Source organism: Pandoraea faecigallinarum, from assembly GCF_001029105.3.
Lineage (GTDB): Bacteria > Pseudomonadota > Gammaproteobacteria > Burkholderiales > Burkholderiaceae > Pandoraea > Pandoraea faecigallinarum.
Genome location: NZ_CP011807.3, coordinates 1,034,955 through 1,053,372, shown reverse-complemented (window position 1 = coordinate 1,053,372; position 18,418 = coordinate 1,034,955). Strand labels below are relative to the sequence as shown.

8 protein-coding genes, 2 tRNA genes, 2 rRNA genes and 2 pseudogenes are annotated in these 18,418 nt (G+C 61.8%); 5 read left to right on the top strand and 9 right to left on the bottom strand.

Features of this window, described 5'->3' with window-relative positions; all coding sequences use genetic code 11:
* The first annotated feature begins 60 nt into the window (after window positions 1-60).
* The gene (locus AB870_RS04765) at window positions 61-789 is read left to right on the top strand and encodes an SURF1 family protein (protein WP_335645729.1); all 729 of its coding nucleotides are present in this window, start codon (window positions 61-63) and stop codon (window positions 787-789) included.
* 30 nt (window positions 790-819) lie between these two features.
* Here AB870_RS04765 and pdxR read toward each other — a convergent pair whose 3' ends face one another.
* Entirely contained in the window at window positions 820-2,274 is a 1,455-nt protein-coding gene (pdxR, locus tag AB870_RS04760; protein ID WP_047907133.1) for a MocR-like pyridoxine biosynthesis transcription factor PdxR, read from the bottom strand.
* Window positions 2,275-2,485: 211 nt separating this feature from the next.
* Between pdxR and AB870_RS04755 the strand changes: the two genes are divergently transcribed.
* Together AB870_RS04755 and ggt are read left to right on the top strand one after the other, a co-directional pair.
* A complete protein-coding gene (locus AB870_RS04755; protein WP_237170049.1) occupies window positions 2,486-3,154 on the top strand; it encodes a M24 family metallopeptidase in 669 nt (222 codons plus the stop codon).
* 622 nt (window positions 3,155-3,776) lie between these two features.
* Window positions 3,777-5,399 (top strand): gamma-glutamyltransferase, encoded by a 1,623-nt coding sequence (gene ggt / locus AB870_RS04750; protein WP_418303994.1) that lies wholly within the window; start codon window positions 3,777-3,779, stop codon window positions 5,397-5,399.
* 138 nt (window positions 5,400-5,537) lie between these two features.
* Here the strand turns inward: ggt and AB870_RS04745 are convergent, their stop codons facing one another.
* The 3 genes and pseudogenes from AB870_RS04745 to AB870_RS04735 all read right to left on the bottom strand — a co-directional run bounded on the left by AB870_RS04745 (window position 5,538) and on the right by AB870_RS04735 (window position 7,938).
* Window positions 5,538-6,182 carry a methionine ABC transporter permease gene (locus AB870_RS04745; protein ID WP_047907131.1) on the bottom strand — a complete coding sequence of 215 codons (645 nt, stop codon included), beginning with the start codon at window positions 6,180-6,182 and terminating at the stop codon, window positions 5,538-5,540.
* Window positions 6,183-6,261: 79 nt separating this feature from the next.
* Window positions 6,262-7,062, bottom strand: a pseudogene (locus AB870_RS04740) (methionine ABC transporter ATP-binding protein); the annotation flags it as partial.
* A gap of 54 nt (window positions 7,063-7,116) precedes the next feature.
* On the bottom strand, window positions 7,117-7,938 hold the full coding sequence (locus AB870_RS04735) for a MetQ/NlpA family ABC transporter substrate-binding protein (protein ID WP_047907130.1): 822 nt from the start codon (window positions 7,936-7,938) through the stop codon (window positions 7,117-7,119).
* A 361-nt stretch (window positions 7,939-8,299) separates the two neighbouring features.
* On the opposite strand from AB870_RS04735, the gene AB870_RS04730 reads away from it, so the two are divergent.
* Window positions 8,300-9,580, top strand: a complete 1,281-nt coding sequence (locus AB870_RS04730) for a serine hydrolase (RefSeq protein ID WP_157112236.1) — start codon at window positions 8,300-8,302, stop codon at window positions 9,578-9,580.
* Window positions 9,581-9,946: 366 nt separating this feature from the next.
* Here the strand turns inward: AB870_RS04730 and AB870_RS04725 are convergent.
* Window positions 9,947-11,451, bottom strand: a pseudogene (locus AB870_RS04725) (MFS transporter).
* A gap of 330 nt (window positions 11,452-11,781) precedes the next feature.
* On the opposite strand from AB870_RS04725, the gene AB870_RS04720 reads away from it, so the two are divergent.
* The gene (locus AB870_RS04720) at window positions 11,782-13,854 is read left to right on the top strand and encodes an OPT family oligopeptide transporter (protein ID WP_047907129.1); all 2,073 of its coding nucleotides are present in this window, start codon (window positions 11,782-11,784) and stop codon (window positions 13,852-13,854) included.
* Between the two features lie 880 nt (window positions 13,855-14,734).
* Here the strand turns inward: AB870_RS04720 and rrf are convergent.
* The 4 genes from rrf to AB870_RS04700 all read right to left on the bottom strand — a co-directional run bounded on the left by rrf (window position 14,735) and on the right by AB870_RS04700 (window position 18,416).
* A 5S ribosomal RNA gene (gene rrf, locus AB870_RS04715) occupies window positions 14,735-14,847 on the bottom strand.
* A gap of 127 nt (window positions 14,848-14,974) precedes the next feature.
* Window positions 14,975-17,852, bottom strand: a 23S ribosomal RNA gene (locus AB870_RS04710).
* A gap of 300 nt (window positions 17,853-18,152) precedes the next feature.
* Window positions 18,153-18,228: transfer RNA gene (locus AB870_RS04705), tRNA-Ala, on the bottom strand.
* Window positions 18,229-18,339: 111 nt separating this feature from the next.
* A tRNA-Ile gene (locus AB870_RS04700) sits at window positions 18,340-18,416 on the bottom strand.
* Window positions 18,417-18,418 lie beyond the last annotated feature (2 nt).

The window sequence follows — 18,418 nt, the reverse complement described above, 5'->3', positions numbered from 1 at the left end:
TCCCGTCCCTCCCCCCTCCGGCTGGTCGTCCTCGGCGTCATTACGCTGGTGCTCGTGAGCGTGTTCGCTTCCCTGGGCACGTGGCAATGGCATCGCCGCGCGTGGAAGCTGGACCTGATCGAGCGCGTCAATTCGCGCATTCATGCACCGCCGTCGCCCGCACCGGCGCGCGCGCAGTGGCCTGCCGTCAATGCGGAAACCGACGAATACCGTCACGTTTCGCTCACCGGCACGTACCGGTTCGACAAGGACACGCTCGTGCAAGCCGTCACCGATCTGGGCGGCGGCTATTGGGTGCTTACGCCCCTGCGCACGGCCGACGGCAGCGAAGTGCTGATCAATCGTGGCTTCGTGCCGCCGGGCTGGAGAGAATCGGTACCGGCCGCGCCGGCGGGCGAAGTCACCGTGACGGGGCTGCTGCGCATGCCGGAGCCGGCCGGCGGCTTCCTGCGCAAGAACGTGCCATCGGAGAACCTCTGGTATTCGCGCGACGTGCTCGCCATTGCGGCGGCGCGTGGGCTCGCCGGGGCCGACGTCGCCCCGTATTTCGTCGATGCCGATGCCAGGCCCGGCGCGAATGCGGGCGCAAATGCCATCCCGGGCGATGCCGAAGCGCTGACCGGCAAGGCGCAATCGCAGGATCGCGACTACCCGGTGGGCGGACTGACCGTCGTGCAGTTCCCGAACAACCACATGAGTTATCTGCTGACGTGGTACGCGCTGGCGATCATGTCGGCCGTCGCCGGGGGGTTCGTCATCCGGTTGGAGATGCGCAAGCGCCCGGACTGACCTCCCCGCACCCCGGCTGACGGCGCAAAGTCAGCCTGCCGCATTGCCGGCGACGGCGGCAGCGATTCGCGTCGCGATCTCCGGCAGCCGCGTGTCGTCAAGCGCGGCGTAGCCCAGCACCAGCGCCGGGGGCTGCGCCCGCGCGGACTCACGCCTGAACTCCGCAAGCCCCTCCACGAATACGCCGCGCTCGCGCAACGTCGCGACGAGCGCCGCCTCGTCCGTTCGTGACGGCAGCCAGAGCACGAAGTGGAAACCCGCGTGTTCGCCGCTCACGCGGCAGGGTGCCGGCAGCCGCTCACGCAGCGCTTCGAGCAGCAGATTGCGGCGTCGCAGGTAGACGCTGCGCGACGCCCGCAGATGACGCGCAAAGTCTCCGGCATCGATGTAGCTCGCCAGCGCCATCTGTTCGATGAGGCTATTTGCGCGTCCCGATGCGCAGCGCTGCGCCGCAATGCGCGCGAGCAACGTCGGCGGGGCCAGCAGATAGCCGATGCGCAACGACGGAAAAAGCGACTTGTTGAAGCTGCTGCAATGGATCACGCGTGCTTGCGTGTCGATGGCCTTGAGTGCGGGCAATGGCGCGCTGCCGTAGCTGAACTCGCTGTCGTAATCGTCTTCCACGATCCACACGTCGCGCGCGGCTGCCCATTCCAGCAGTTGCATCCGGCGGTTGATGGACATCGTGGTCCCCAGCGGCGCCTGGTGCGCCGGGGTGACGTAGGCAATGCCCCGCCGCCCGGCGCCCAGGCGATCGGCGGCCCCCACGACGAACCCTTCGTCGTCGACCGGCACGCTCACGCAGCGGTGCGACGGCGCGCGCACGAGCGTCGACAGATTCTTGTAGCCGGGATCTTCGAGATAGAACGCCGTGGACGCGTCCGCGAGCACTTCGGTCACCAGATCGATGGCGTGGCGGATCCCCGTCGTGACCACGATCTCGGCCGCCTCGCATGCGATGCCGCGCGTCATGCGCACGTACCGGGCAATGCTCTCGCGCAACGGCAGATAGCCGCGCGGATCGGTGTCGGCGAGCATCCCGGACGTGACCGTGCGCAGCGCGCGATTCATGTGCTTGCGCCACACGGGAAGCGAAAACAGGGTGGCGTCGGGTGAGCGCCCCGTCTTCGCGGCGAGCGATGCCGCGTTTTCCGGCAGCGGCGCGGCCAACGCGACGGCGTGGCTGGCAGGCATCAACGACGCACCAGCGCCCGGCAGATCGGCCACGACTTCCGTGCCCGCCCCCACGCGGCTCGCCACATAGCCTTCCAGCGTGAGTTGTTCGAACGCCCGCTCGACGATGCCGCGCGAAACGCCCCATCGCTCGGCCAGGGTGCGCGTCGACGGCAGACGGTCGCCACGGCGCAACTCCCCCGCCACGATCCGCTCGCGCACGCAGCGGTAGACCCACGTCTGACGCGTCTCCTTCTCATGGCGCTCCGAGAGCGGCAGTTCCAGGGCTTGGCTGAGGTGACGTCGGCGCATGAGGCGACGGGATCGAAGAGGTAGAAGGTCCGCCTCTGTTGCGGCGTCCCCGCACAGCAGCATGGCGGCGTCAAAGTGGCCCAACGCATGACGCGATAAATGGCGCTTCGAATTATACAGGTCAGGCTTTATCCTTGACGCCGCGACGTCTGTTGCGCGGACTGCAACGCGCAGGGCCGTTCCCCCCAATCAACATCAGTGGAGAAATTCGATGGAGTCGATGGATCTGGCGCGGCGAGAGGCCGTCGGTGCGAAGTTCAGCGCCGAAGCCATGAAGCGGGCGCAGGCCCTCACGTGGGACGCGACCGGGAAGATTGCCGCGATCATCAAGCCGGGCATGCGCGAATCCGAAGCCATTGCTGCGAGCAAGGCGCTGCTCGGCACGCTCGGCATGGACCGCATCTGGCACCCGGTGCTGATTCGCTTCGGCGAAAACACGTTGCGCACCTTCAGCGAGCGCAGCGAAAACGACCCGGTGCTGGGCGACGACGACATCTATTTCATCGACATCGGTGTGGTGTTCGGCGCACATGAAGGCGATTGCGGTTTCACGCGCACTACCGGAACCGATCCCGAGATGCAACGCTGTGCCGACGATGCGAAGCGCCTGTTCGACATCGTCCACACTCACTGGCGCACGGAAAAGGTGACCGGTCAGGCGTTGTACGAATTTGCGAAGGCGCAGGCCGAAGCGCTGGGCTGGGTGCTCAATCTGGACATCAAGGGGCACCGCGTGAGCGATTTCCCGCATGCGATCTACAAGGGCGGAAAGCTCGGCGATCTTGCGGATACGCCGAATGGCGGGCTGTGGATCCTTGAGATTCAGATCGCACACCCCACGCGTGCCTTCGGCGCGTTTTACGAAGACCTGCTGGTCTGACGACCGGGCGGCAATCATCCGGGACGCTTCGCGGCGGCGGCCGCAGCGTAGCGCCGCCCCGCTGCGGCACTACGCGCGCAGCAACGTAGTGATAACGCAACATCGCCGGGTCGATTCCGAACTTTTTCGACGTTTCGCTTCGCGTTCTCCTCCATTTCGACGGAAAAATCGCGCCCGGCATCTGACCCCATATCGCGTTCAGCGCACGCCGTGCAAGGCGCACACGCCTTTCGCGCAACTGTCCAGCGCCACCCGGCCGCACGTTGCGGCCCGTCCTCCGGACTTTTGGCACATCTTTCCCCAATTACCCGTTATGCGTTACCGTTCGATGGTCGACGGATATTTCCCAAAGTGCGACATTCGGGCAGCGGAGACGTCACCCCGCCAGCGTGCCACTCGCTCAGGCACGCAACGAGGGTGAGTTGCCTGTCGGGCGTCCGTCGAATGCGCAGTTGAAGTTTCGCGCAGTGGAAGTTCTCCCTTTTATCTCGCTCACGACAAGAACCACAGAAAGACGATGAAAAACCCAACCTTCACCAAAGCGCTCCTGGCCTCGGCCCTGAGCTGCGCGCTATTGAACGTTCATGCGGCATCGCAGGCGCCGGTCGGCGCCGAAAACGGCATGGTCGTCACGGCCCAGCATCTCGCGTCGAAAGTCGGCGTCGATGTGCTCAAGGCGGGCGGCAACGCCGTGGACGCGGCCGTCGCCGTGGGTTACGCGCTCGCCGTGGTGTACCCGGCAGCGGGCAATATCGGCGGCGGCGGCTTCATGACGATTCAGCTGGCCGACGGCCGCAAGACCTTCCTCGACTTCCGTGAAAAGGCCCCCCTCGCGGCGACGGCCAACATGTATCTGGACAAGGACGGCAACGTCATCAAGGGCGCCTCGACCACCGGCTATCTGGCGGTCGGCGTGCCGGGCAGCGTGTCGGGCATGGAATACGCTCGCGAGAAGTACGGCACGAAGACGCGTCAGCAACTGCTTGCGCCGGCGATCACGCTCGCCGAGAAGGGTTTCGTGCTCGATCAGGGCGACGTCGACATGCTGTGGACTTCGACCAGGGACTTCGAGAAGGACCACGCCAACTCGGGCGCCATCTTTCTGAACAAGGGCAAGCCGTTCCAGCCCGGCGAGCGCCTCGTGCAGAAAGACCTCGCGCGCACGCTCAAGCTGATCAGCGCCAAAGGCACCGACGGGTTCTACAAGGGTGAGGTCGCCGACAAGCTCGTGGCGTCGGTGAAGGCCGGCGGCGGGATCATCACGCAGGCCGACCTCGACCAGTACAAAACGCGCGAACTGGCCCCGGTCGAGTGCGACTATCGCGGCTATCACGTGGTGTCGGCTCCGCCGCCGAGTTCGGGTGGCGTGGTGATCTGCGAGATCATGAACATTCTCGAGGGTTACCCGATGAAGGATCTGGGTTATCACTCGGCGCAGGGTGTGCATTACACGATCGAAGCGATGCGTCACGCGTACGTCGACCGCAACAGCTATCTGGGCGACCCGGATTTCGTGAAGAACCCGATCGCACAATTGCTCGACAAGAACTACGCCGCGAAGATTCGCGCGGCGATTCAGCCGCAAAAGGCGGGCATCTCGCAGGAAATCAAGCCGGGCGTGCCGCCGCATGAAGGCAGCAACACCACGCACTACTCCATCATCGACAAGGACGGCAATGCCGTGTCCGTTACCTATACGCTCAACGACTGGTTCGGCGCGAAGGTCATGGCCAACGGCACCGGCGTGCTGCTCAACGACGAAATGGACGACTTCACCGCCAAGGTGGGCGTGCCGAACATGTACGGCCTGATCCAGGGCGAGGCGAACGCCATTGGCCCGGGCCGTCGTCCGCTCTCGTCGATGAGCCCGACCATCGTCACGAAGGACGGCAAGCCGGTCATGGTCGTGGGTACGCCGGGGGGCAGCCGCATCATTACCGCTACGCTGCTCACGATGCTCAACGTGATCGACTACGGCATGAATCTGCAAGAAGCCGTCGATGCGCCGCGCTTCCACCAGCAGTGGATGCCGGAGGCGACCAACATCGAGCCGTTCGCGCTCAGCCCCGACACGCAGAAGATCCTGGAGAGCTGGGGCCAGAAGTTCGCGGGCCCGCAACCGGCCAACCACATCGCTGCGATTCTCGTCGGCGCCCCGTCGCTCGGTGGCAAGCCGATCGGCAAGAACCGCTTCTATGGCGCCAACGATCCGCGTCGCAACACGGGTCTCGCGCTCGGGTATTGATGCCTCGCGTGATGCCTCGTGCCTGACCCGGTCCCGAAGACATCCGGACACCGGCAGCGCATGACGCAGGGCCGCACATTGTGCGGCCCTGTCCGCTTTCGGGCGTCGTGCAGGCTGCGCTCATGCGCGCCCCGAGTCTCAGCGGCGATGGTCCACGCGCCGCGCCAGCCGCTCCCCGGCGAACTGCACCAGCGTGACCAATGCCACGAGAATGACGATCACGTTGAACATGACGCTCGTCTCGTAGCGCTCGTAACCGTAGCGAATGGCAAGATCGCCAAGGCCGCCCGCCCCCACGGCACCCGCCATGGCCGATGCCCCCACCATCGCGATCACCGTCACCGTAGCGCCGCCGAGAATCGCCGGCAGGGCTTCGGGCAGCAGCACGTGTCGCACGATATGCCAGCGCCGGCATCCCATCGCGCGCGCCGCTTCGATCAGCCCTGGATCGATCTCGCGCAGGCCGACCTGAGTCACGCGCGCGAAGAACGGAATCAGATGGACCGCGAGCGGCACCACGGCAGCCCACGTCCCCATCGTCGTTCCGACAATCCAGCGTGTGACCGGCAGCAATGCCACCAGCAGAATGATGAACGGCACCGCGCGAAACAGGTTCACGGCCACCGACAACGCGCGGTTGAAGCGCGGACGCGGGGCGAGCCCGCCGGGCGCGGTAATGACGAGGACGACGGCGAGCAACAGGCCCACCGCAAACACGATGGCGCACGCGCTCGTGACCATCAGCAAGGTCTCGCCGAACGCGCGCAGATATTTATCGAGCATGAGCGTTCCTGAAACGTCAAACGGCGTGGGCGTGGTGGTGCAGGCGCGTCGTGCCTTGCACGGGACGGCCCTGCCATGCGTGTTGCAGCGGACGCAGCAACGCACGCGTCGCCTCGGCCAGCGGATTGGCGAAGACTTCGTCGACCGGCCCGAGTTCGGCGATGCGCCCCTGATCGAGCACCAGTACGCGGTCGCAAGCCTGATGAATCACGCCCATGTCATGCGTAATAAGCACGACCGTCAGGCCGAATTCGCGCTGAACGTCGCTTAGCAACGCAAGGATGGCGTCGGTCGTCTCGGGATCGAGGGCGGACGTCGCTTCGTCGCACAACAGGATTTCAGGGCGATGCACGAGGGCGCGCGCGATGCCCACGCGTTGCTTCTGACCGCCGGAGAGCATGGCGGGATAAGCGCCGGCCTTGCCCGTGAGGCCCACCAGCGAGAGCAGTTCGTTCACGCGCGGTGCGATCTCCGGCTTCGGCACGCCGGCAACGCGCAGCGGCAGCGCAACGTTCTCGAACACCGTCTTCGCGGACAACAGATTGAAGTGCTGGAAGATCATGCCCACGCGACGGCGCAGGCCAACCAGCGCATTTTCGTCGAGCGAGGCGACGTCGACGCCATCCACCTTGATGTGTCCCGCGCTCGGCAACTCCAGCGCATTGATCGTACGCAGCAGCGTCGATTTGCCCGCTCCGCTGCGTCCGATAATGCCGAAACTCTCGCCGCGTTGCACCGCGAAAGAGATGTCTTGCAGCGCCGCACTCGACGCCCCCGGGTATCGCTTGCCGAGTCCGTCGAACGTGATGTGGGCAACCTCGCGTGCCGCCGCCGTGGGCAGACGGGTAACGGGTGCCGTGGCAGTGTGTCTTGTCGTCATCGAGGTGTCCTCAAGAGTCGCACAGATGCATCGAAGGTGGATCGGCGGGCCGCATCAGAACGCCGGGACCACCGAGCCCTGATACTTCGTCTCGATGAACCTGCGCACTTCCTCCGACTGATACGCCCGCACCAGCGGCGCGACCCACGGCGCGTTCCGGTCCTTCTCGCGAACGGCGATGATGTTCACGTACGGATTGTTCTCGCGCTTTTCCACAGCGATACCGTCGCGCGTGGCGATCAGCCCTGCCTGATAGGCGAAGCTGTTGACGATGGCCGACGCGTCGACGTCCGGCAGCGAGCGCGCCAGCACGACGGAGGCGCTCTCCACGAACTGGAGCTTGCGCGGGTTCGCCGTCACGTCGGACAGTGTGGCCGTGCCGGTGTACGGATCGAAGCCGTCGCGCAATTTGATCAGGCCATGATCTCGCAGAATCACAAGCGCACGCGTCTGGTTGCTCGGATCGTTCGGCAGGCCGATCTTCGCGCCCTCGGGCAGCGATTCGAGCGACTTGTACTTCTTCGAATAGAACGCAATGGGCGAAATCAGCGTGTCGCCCACGGACACGAGCTTGTAGCCGCGCTGCTTGATCTGGTCGCGCAGGAACGGGATGTGCTGAAACGAGTTCGCATCGAGATCGCCGTTGTTGAGCGCTTCGTTGGGGCTGGCGGTGCCGCTCACCACGATCGGCTCGACGTTCAGGCCGCGCGATTTCGCGACCTTCGCGACCACTTCCCATATCTCCTCGTCGACGCCCCCGCGCACGCCGACCTTGAGCGGCTTGTCCGCCGCTTGAGCGCTCATCGTGCCAAGCGAGCCGATGGCAAATGCGAGCAAGAGACTGCCGGGCAAACGAAACCATTGGCGGCGTTGCATGGAGAATTCCCCCTTTGAATGTTGGTATGGGTGACGACGAATCAGGCGAACGCACAGTCTAGGTAGCGGCGAGCTGTACCGTCCAATAACCAAATGCGCAAAGCTAATCTGCAACGCCACGCAGAGCATTCGCAGACCGAACGATCTGCTGGTAACTTTTTGTGCTTGAGACTTTTTGTACTTGTAAATTTTTGTAATACGCGCCCGGGAAAATCCGGAACTCCTCGGCCTCACATCGTCCAACAGGTTTCCCCGCGTATGGCGTTTGCGTGCCGTGTAGCGATTTGCGCTGCGCGGCGCGGCTTGTTTTGTGCAGACGCCGAGCGTTCCTCGTCATCTCCTTCTACGGATTCGCGCGAAGATGTCTGTCCTGTGGTGCCCGCCGCTCAGCCCGTCCCTGCCCCGCCTTTACCGCATGTCGCCGCGCGCGATCGCATTCGCCCGACTGGTAATGTTCGGCGTCATGCTGCTGATGGCGGGCTTGCCGGTGAGCGACGCGCTGGCCGCCAGTGCGCCTCACGCGAGTACGGGCAAGCGTCGCCACGACGCCATCAAGAAGAAAAAACCGGTCGCAAGGAAAGCCGGGGCGCCGCAGCGCAAGGCAGTCGCAAGCACCACGCGCAAGCGCGCAGCGGGTCATTCGGCGAAGACACGAACGGGACGTACGGCGAAGAAGGCCGCACCGCCGCGTCATGCCAGGGGGGCAAAATCGGTGGCGAAATCAGTGGCGAAATCGACGGCGAAACCGTTGGCCAGACGCGCGCCGACGGTGAGCGCACGCAAGGTCGCGCCGAAAGGGGCGGCTGCGGCGGGAGGTGCTGCCGTAGCGGCGTCGCATCAGGTCAGTACCGACACGAAACCGCGACTGCTCGCGCGCTGCGGTTTTACACCGGCATCGCGAAAACGTCTGTTCTCGAAGGCCGTCTACATCGTGGACGAGAAGACGCATACGCCGCTATTCGCGCGCAATGCGGATCAGGTGCGCCCCATCGCGTCGCTCTCGAAGTTGATGACGGCGATGGTCTGGCTCGATAGTGGCCCCGCCATGCGCGGGCGGCTCACGGTCACCAACGCGGATCTCGATACCCTCAAATTCACGCATTCGCGACTGGCCGTCGGCTCGACTCTCTCGCGCGCGCAAATGCTGCACATCTCGCTGATGGCCTCGGAGAACCGTGCCGCCGCCGCGATGAGCCGCGACTATCCCGGCGGACGCCCGGCGTTCATTTCCGCAATGAACGCCAAGGCGCGCCTGCTCAATATGCCGAACACGCGCTTCGAGAACGCCACGGGACTTTCGCCGCGCAACGTGTCGACCGCGCGTGAACTGGCCCGGCTGGTGCGCGCGTCGAACCGCTATCCGCTCATTCGCCGCTACTCCGTGGATCACCAGCAACTGATGCACACGGGCAAGGGGCAGTTGCAGTATGTCAATTCGAACCGGCTCGTGCGTTACGGCAAGGTACACGCGAGTGTTCAGAAGACAGGCTTCATCAACGAATCCGGCCACAACATGGTGATGCGGGTGATGGTGCACAAGCAACGCCCTGTCATCGTGACGATGCTCGGCAGCGACACGCCGGAAGGCTCGCGGCTCGACGGGGTTCGCATTGCGCACTGGCTGTCATGCTCGCTGCGCTGAGCGCTGTGACAGGCAGCGTGATGGCCGGCATCGAAGCCGTAGCGCCGACCGGTGCGCGGCATCGCGCAGCACCGGCACGACACGGCGTACGGTCTATCGAATCCGGTCGAACAACGGCGATGCCTGACTCGCTGCCGCCGACTCCGATGCGGCGGCGAGCAACGCCGGACCGAGCCGTGCCATGGGCGCTTCGTCCAGTCGGCTATCCGCTTGCGCTGCACGCCATGGCGTCGATGTTGGGGCGGCGTGGGTTTGACGGGCGCGGATGCGCGTGAATGCACGTCCGGTGAGGCTGAGGCCAGGAGGTCGCGATGCCCGCGAGCGCGAATGGACGCTTGCGGGCGTGCCGGCGTTCCTTGATGCGAATCAACGCTTGCGCGCGTGCCAGCGTCCCCAGATGGCCGTCGCAAGAAGCAAGAGCGCCCCCGCGCCGATCACGGCGTCGAAGCCGTGATTGAAAGCCGCGTTGGAGAGCGCGGTGAGCGCATCCGCCACCTCCGGTGACAAACGTTCGGCAACGATTTGCGCTTCGTCGAGACTGTCGCGTACGGTGTCCGGCAGCGTGGCGATCTGGGGGGTATCCATGGCGCGGCCGTAGACGAACGTCAGCAGGCTGCCCATGAACGTCACCCCCAGCGCGCCGCCGAGTTCGTACGACACTTCCTCGACCGACGCCGCCATGCCTGCGCGCTCCGGCGGGGCGCTCTGCATGATGGTGCTCGATGCCGCCGTCATCGTGGCCCCGACGCCGAGGCCAAGGACCGCCAGCGCAAGCGCCCACAGAACGAAGTGCGCATCGCGAAGGAACAGATAACCCGCCATGCCGGCAGCCGACATCGTCAGCGCAATCGACAGCAGGCGCGTGCTTCCCATGCGCGGCAGCATCCGTCCGGCGATCGGGCCGGCGACGAAAGCCGCGAGCGATAACGGCATACCGGCCAGCCCGGCTTCGAGCGGCGAGTAGCCCATCACCAGTTGCAGACGCTGACTGAACACCAGTTGCATGCCGATCAGCGCAGCGGCGGCCATGAGCGCGGCAGCAACTGCACCGGCGAACACCGGATTCCGGAACAACGAGAAGTCGAGCAACGGATGTGCGCTGCGCTGCTGACGTTTGGCGAACGCCCACAGAAAGAGTGCACCGACGATGACGGCAACGCCAACTGCCGGCCAGTCGGGCGACATCTTGCCCGCGCTTTTGATCGCGTACGTCACACCGATCAGCCCGATCATGAACAGCAACGAACCTAGCCAGTCCCACGGTTGCTTCGACGTTGCGCCGCTGTTCGGAATCAACCACCAGGCGATGGGCAAGGCAATCAGCACGATCGGCACGTTGATGAGGAAGACGGATCCCCACCAGAAGTGTTCGAGCAACGCGCCTGACCGAACGCCGCGCCGCCCGATGCGACCGATGCCCAGATGCCGATGGCGAGCGCCTGCTCGTGCGGGTCGGCGAACGTGAGGCGAATCAGCGAGAGCGTCGCCGGCATCATCATGGCGGCCCCCACGCCGAGAAAACCTCGCGCAGCGATCAGCACGTTCGCGCTCGGCGCAAAGGCGGCCGCGAGCGACGCCGCGCCGAACACGACGAGACCGGCGAGGAAGAGCTGCTTGTGACCGAGGCGGTCGCCGAGTGTGCCCATGCCGAGCAACAGGCCCGATACCACCAGGGCATAAGCGTTGACGATCCACAGCTTGGCAGAGGCCGTCGCCGCCAGATCGTGGGTCAGACGAGGCAGTGCCGTGTAGAGCACCGTCATGTCGATCACGATGAGCAGCAGCGCCACGGACACGATGGCCAGCACCAACCAGCGGCGTGCGCCACGGGTATGAGGGGCCGGATGTGTTGAGATGTGCAGACTGGACATCGGAGAGCTCCTTTCCTTCCTGTACCCGTCGTCCCGCTCGCGATAACGGCTCACGCACGACATTTGGGCACTCGCTTCACTTTAGGGAAAACCCGCATCATCCATCAATAAATCTATTGAGAAAAGTTGGATTCCATCTGAAATGCAGATGGAGTTGGTGGGCATTGGGCGTATAACGGCGGTGAGGCGGGGACACCGACAGGTTGTCGGTCCTTGGGGTCAGATTCGAACGGTCGTTCTAGGGCGGCCGTCAAGACTGGCGGCGCACCACACAGGCGCATACAATCTGCGCCACATTCCCATTGGGCGAAAAAATCCCCCTATTCGTACATGGCATCCCATCCGACCCGAATTCCCGACGCCGTCTCGCTCCCCGAACTAACGGTGCGCGGCATGATCCTCGGCGCGCTGATCACCGTGGTGTTCACCGCTTCCAACGTCTATCTCGGCCTCAAGGTCGGCCTGACGTTTTCGTCCTCGATTCCCGCGGCCGTCATCTCCATGGCGGTGTTGCGCGCGCTGCGCGGCGGCAACATCCTGGAGAACAATATGGTGCAGACGCAAGCGTCTGCGGCCGGCACGCTCTCGTCGATCATCTTCGTGTTACCGGGGTTGCTGATGATCGGGCATTGGCAAGGTTTTCCATTCGGCCTGACGCTCGCGATCTGCGCTTCCGGTGGCATTCTCGGTGTGCTGTTTACCATCCCCTTGCGTCGTGCGATGGTCGTTGACAGCGAATTGCCGTATCCCGAGGGCGTGGCGGCGGCGGAGATTCTGCGTGTCGGCAGCGAGGGCGACGAAGGCACGGCCTCGGCGGGTAAGACCGCGGCCTCCGGCAACGAATCGAGCGGTGTGCGCGAGATTGCGTTCGGTGGCGTTGTGTCGGCGCTCTTCGCGTTCGCGACGGCGGGTCTGAAAGTGCTCGGCGAAAGCATCACGGCGTGGGTCCCGGCGGGCACGGCGGTTTTCCGTCTGACGACCGGGTTCTCGCTGGCATTGATCGGCGCCGGGTATCTCATCGGCATCGTGTCGGGACTGGCGATCCTGCTCGGCGTCGTGTTGACTTGGGGGATAGCGGTGCCGGTGCTGACGTCCGTCACGCCCAATCCCGACGGCGTGGCGATGGCTGCATTCGCCAATGGACTGTGGCAGCACAAGGTGCGCTTTATCGGCGCCGGCGTGATCGGTGTCGCGGCCGTCTGGACGTTGATTACGCTGGCCAAACCGATGGTCGATGGCGTGAAGACGTCGTTTGCCGCCTTGGGCAAGGCGCGCGGGCGCGCCAAGGGAGATACGAACTATGCGCTGGGACGCACGGAGCAGGATCTGTCGCCGTACTGGGTGATCGGGCTCACGTTGCTGTGCGTTGCGGTGTGGGTCGTGACGTTCGGCGTATTCCTGGCGGACGCGCCACTCTCGTTCGGCGCAGTCGCGACGCTGGTGGTATGCAGCGTGGTATTCGCTGTCGTCTTCGGTTTTCTGGTGGCTGCCGCGTGTGGTTATATGGCGGGGCTGGTGGGGTCGTCTGCGAGCCCGATCTCCGGCATCGGCATTGTGGCGGTCGTCCTGGTTTCGCTGCTGATTTTGAGCGTCAGCCAGGCGAGCGGATTGCTCGATACGAGCGGCGGTAGCAAGTTGGCGATTGCGTTGGCGCTGTTCACGACGGCCGCGGTCATCGCAATTGCCACGATCTCGAACGATAACCTTCAGGACCTGAAGACGGGGTGGTTGGTGGGCGCGACGCCGTGGCGTCAACAGGTTGCGTTGCTTGTGGGGTGTGTTGTGGGCGCGGCGGTGATTCCGCCGGTATTGAACCTGCTTTACAACGCTTACGGATTTACGGATGCGTTGCCGCGTCCCGGCATCGATCCGTCGCAGGCATTATCGGCACCGCAGGCGATTCTGATGACGGCGATTGCCAAGGGCATCTTCACGCACCAGCTCGATTGGTCGATGCTTGGGATCGGCGCCGTACTGGGTCTTGCGTTGATTGGCATCGACGCCGTGCTGGCAAGGCGTGGCGGCGTGGCTCGCGTACCGGTGATCGCGGTCGGTATCGGCATCTATCTGCCACCGACGATCGGTTCCGTGCTGGTGATCGGCGCGGTGCTGGGATGGGTTGCACAGCGAGTGTTGAAGAGGCGCGCGAAAGCACGGGGCAAGGACTACGCTCCGTTCGCCGAAGCCGCGGAACGACGTGGGGTGTTGCTGGCGTCGGGTTTGATCGTGGGTGAGAGTCTGGTGGGCGTGGCGATGGCGATGGTCGTGGGTTTCACCGGCTCCGACGCACCACTGGCCATCGTCGGCAGCAGTTTCGTTCCGACATCCGAATGGCTGGCCTTGCTGGTGTTCGCCGGCATCTGCACAGCGATCGTCCGCCGCGTATTGGCCGCGGCGCGATGACGCAGGCTGTGATCCGGAATCCGGCGCGCAGGCTGGAGCCGATGCGGATAAGAGCTGACGTCACTCCCATCTTGCGCGATTCGGGTTTGGCATGGTGCAGGTCGATGTGACCCGGGCCTTGCAAGATTCGGATCTCGCGCGGTTTGGGCCTGGCGTGGCTGGAGGCCGGTACGGTTCGGATCTTGCGAGATTTGGATTTCGTGCGGTTCGGGTTTGACTCGTCTTGGCGCTGGTGGGGTTCCGATCTTGCGAAATCCCGATCTCGCTTGATTCGGGGCCGGCGTGGTGCAGGTCTGTCGTGGTTCAGGTCTGTCGTGGTTCGAATCTGTCGTGGTTCAGGTCTGCGGCCGAACCGATGAGCGGCGTAAAGGTAACATCGGCTCGCACGGGATCATCATCCCGCCTCTCCCCCTCCCTCATATGGCTAAAGCGAGTGTCCCGAGCAGGCCTCGTAAAGAGAACGACATCTCAAGCGCGAGGTATCACTCACTGCCTCCGAAATCACTCACTGCCTCGGAAACACTGGATCTCGTTGGAAATAGTCGCTTGCACGACCAAAGCGCACTGCCCGCACTGACCTCGCGAATACAACGACGTCTTAAGCGCGGGGCACCCATGACCTCCTCCGAAACACTGGATCTCGGGAGAAATGATCGCTTGCTCGGCTAAAGCGAATCTCTCACGCCAGCCTCGCAAAGAGAATGGCATTTCAAGCGCCCGGCGCCATTTACTGGCCCCAGCCACACACTCCCGCAGGACTCGCTGAGAATCCCCTCATGACGCCCCCCCAACAACAGGCGCCTAGCGATGACGTAAGAAGAAGGGATGTCGCAAAGCAAAAACCCCTTGCTACGGGAGTAGCAAGGGGTTTTTAAGGGGAGCCTGACGATTACCTACTTTCACACGGGAATCCGCACTATCATCGGCGTGGAGTCGTTTCACGGTCCTGTTCGGGATGGGAAGGGGTGGTTCCAACTCGCTATGGTCATCAGGCATAACTTGTATGTTCTGCTGGCCTGGGGCCAACAAAACCAATTCGGAAGAAGCGTAGTACAACACATGTGGGTTGTGAGTTGTATCGGCACATCGATACTCACACCAGGAAAAACACACTGGTTATAGGATCAAGCCTCACGGGCAATTAGTATCAGTTAGCTTAACGCATTACTGCGCTTCCACACCTGACCTATCAACGTCCTGGTCTTGAACGACCCTTAAGGGGAATCGAGTTCCCAGGGAAGTCTCATCTTAAGGCGAGTTTCCCGCTTAGATGCTTTCAGCGGTTATCTCTTCCGAACATAGCTACCCGGCGATGCCACTGGCGTGACAACCGGTACACCAGAGGTTCGTCCACTCCGGTCCTCTCGTACTAGGAGCAGCCCCCTTCAAACTTCCAACGCCCACGGCAGATAGGGACCAAACTGTCTCACGACGTTTTAAACCCAGCTCACGTACCTCTTTAAATGGCGAACAGCCATACCCTTGGGACCGGCTACAGCCCCAGGATGAGATGAGCCGACATCGAGGTGCCAAACACCGCCGTCGATATGAACTCTTGGGCGGTATCAGCCTGTTATCCCCAGAGTACCTTTTATCCGTTGAGCGATGGCCCTTCCATACAGAACCACCGGATCACTATGACCTGCTTTCGCACCTGCTCGACTTGTCAGTCTCGCAGTTAAGCACGCTTTTGCCATTGCACTATCAGCACGATTTCCGACCGTACCTAGCGTACCTTCGTACTCCTCCGTTACACTTTGGGAGGAGACCGCCCCAGTCAAACTGCCTACCATGCACTGTCCCCGATCCGGATTACGGACCTAGGTTAGAACCTCAAACAAGCCAGGGTGGTATTTCAAGGACGGCTCCACAGAAACTAGCGTTCCTGCTTCAAAGCCTCCCACCTATCCTACACAGACCGGTTCAAAGTCCAATGCAAAGCTACAGTAAAGGTTCATGGGGTCTTTCCGTCTAGCCGCGGGTAGATTGCATCATCACAAACACTTCAACTTCGCTGAGTCTCGGGAGGAGACAGTGTGGCCATCGTTACGCCATTCGTGCAGGTCGGAACTTACCCGACAAGGAATTTCGCTACCTTAGGACCGTTATAGTTACGGCCGCCGTTTACCGGGACTTCAATCAAGAGCTTGCACCCCATCATTTAATCTTCCGGCACCGGGCAGGCGTCACACCCTATACGTCCACTTTCGTGTTTGCAGAGTGCTGTGTTTTTATTAAACAGTCGCAGCCACCAGTTTATTGCAACCCCTTCACCCTTCTGGCGCAGGCCAGTCAAGCTACAAGGGCGTACCTTATCCCGAAGTTACGGTACCAATTTGCCGAGTTCCTTCTCCCGAGTTCTCTCAAGCGCCTTAGAATACTCATCTCGCCCACCTGTGTCGGTTTGCGGTACGGTCTCGTATGACTGAAGCTTAGAGGCTTTTCTTGGAACCACTTCCAATTGCTTCGCGAACAAGTTCGCTCGCCCCACAGCCTTGAATTACGCGCCCGGATTTGCCTAAGCGCCTTCTCCACTGCAGGGACCGGGACTTCCAACACCCGGACAACCTTCCGCGATCCGTCCCCCCATCGCATCATACGACGGTGCAGGAATATTAACCTGCTTCCCATCAGCTACGCATCTCTGCCTCGCCTTAGGGGCCGACTCACCCTACGCCGATGAACGTTGCGTAGGAAACCTTGGGCTTACGGCGAGGGGGCCTTTCACCCCCTTTATCGCTACTCATGTCAGCATTCGCACTTCTGATACCTCCAGCATCCTTTACAAGACACCTTCACAGGCTTACAGAACGCTCTCCTACCATGCGAGCAAGCTCGCATCCGCAGCTTCGGTATATTGCTTAGCCCCGTTACATCTTCCGCGCAGGACGACTCGATCAGTGAGCTATTACGCTTTCTTTAAAGGGTGGCTGCTTCTAAGCCAACCTCCTGACTGTTTTAGCCTTCCCACTTCGTTTCCCACTTAGCAATATTTAGGGACCTTAGCTGGCGGTCTGGGTTGTTTCCCTCTTGACACCGGACGTTAGCACCCGATGTCTGTCTCCCGTGATTGCACTCTTCGGTATTCGGAGTTTGCTATGGCGAGGTAATCCGCAATGGACCCCTCAACCATGACAGTGCTCTACCCCCGAAGGTGATACACGAGGCACTACCTAAATAGTTTTCGGAGAGAACCAGCTATTTCCAAGTTTGTTTAGCCTTTCACCCCTATCCACAGCTCATCCCCTAACTTTTCAACGTTAGTGGGTTCGGTCCTCCAGTACGTGTTACCGCACCTTCAACCTGGCCATGGATAGATCACTTGGTTTCGGGTCTACACCCAGCGACTGGACGCCCTATTCGGACTCGCTTTCGCTACGCCTTCCCTATTCGGTTAAGCTCGCCACTGAATGTAAGTCGCTGACCCATTATACAAAAGGTACGCCGTCACCCCTTACGAGGCTCCGACTGTTTGTATGCATGCGGTTTCAGGATCTATTTCACTCCCCTCCCGGGGTTCTTTTCGCCTTTCCCTCACGGTACTGGTTCACTATCGGTCGATTACGAGTATTTAGCCTTGGAGGATGGTCCCCCCATCTTCAGACAGGATTTCACGTGTCCCGCCCTACTTTTCTCAAGCTTAGTTCCACACCAGGGTTTTCTCATACGGGGCTATCACCCACTATGGCCGGACTTTCCATTCCGTTCTGATAACACCGGTGCTAAATCTTGAAGGCTGGTCCCATTTCGCTCGCCACTACTTTGGGAATCTCGGTTGATTTCTTTTCCTGCAGCTACTTAGATGTTTCAGTTCGCCGCGTTCGCTTCGCTAGACCTATGGATTCAGTCTAGGATGACCTAAAAGGCCGGGTTTCCCCATTCGGACATTTGTGGATCAATGCTTATTTGCCAGCTCCCCACAACTTTTCGCAGGCTATCGCGTCCTTCATCGCCTGTAATCGCCAAGGCATCCACCACATGCACTTATTCGCTTGACCCTATAACGAGTGCGTCTCTCGACACATCCTTCATAGGTTGAGTATTCGCGTTGTGCCGTATTCCAAGTCATCTTTCGATCACTTTAAATACTGGTTGATACAATCACAACCCGTACAATTTCCACGCGCCATCTCTAACGCGCTTCCGTTGTACTACTTCTTCTTCCAAATTGTTAAAGAACAAATACTGCATGACATTGCTGTCATTCAAAAGCATTCACAGAACGCGTACTCACCACAGGGGGATTGACTACAGACGTAAAGCGCTTTTGACTGACATCGATGTGAGATCCAAGGTGTTGGTGGAGGCAGACGGGATCGAACCGACGACCCCCTGCTTGCAAAGCAGGTGCTCTCCCAGCTGAGCTATGCCCCCCAAATCAGTCTGATGCGGCGTTACAAAAAACCTTGCATACCGGTGTATGCCGCGGCTTTTTGTGCCTTGCCTCAGCCAGATTTCTTTCTACCAGACATCGGTGGAAAGAGTTGGTGGGTCTGGAAGGACTTGAACCTTCGACCCCCGCCTTATCAAGACGGTGCTCTAACCACCTGAGCTACAGACCCGA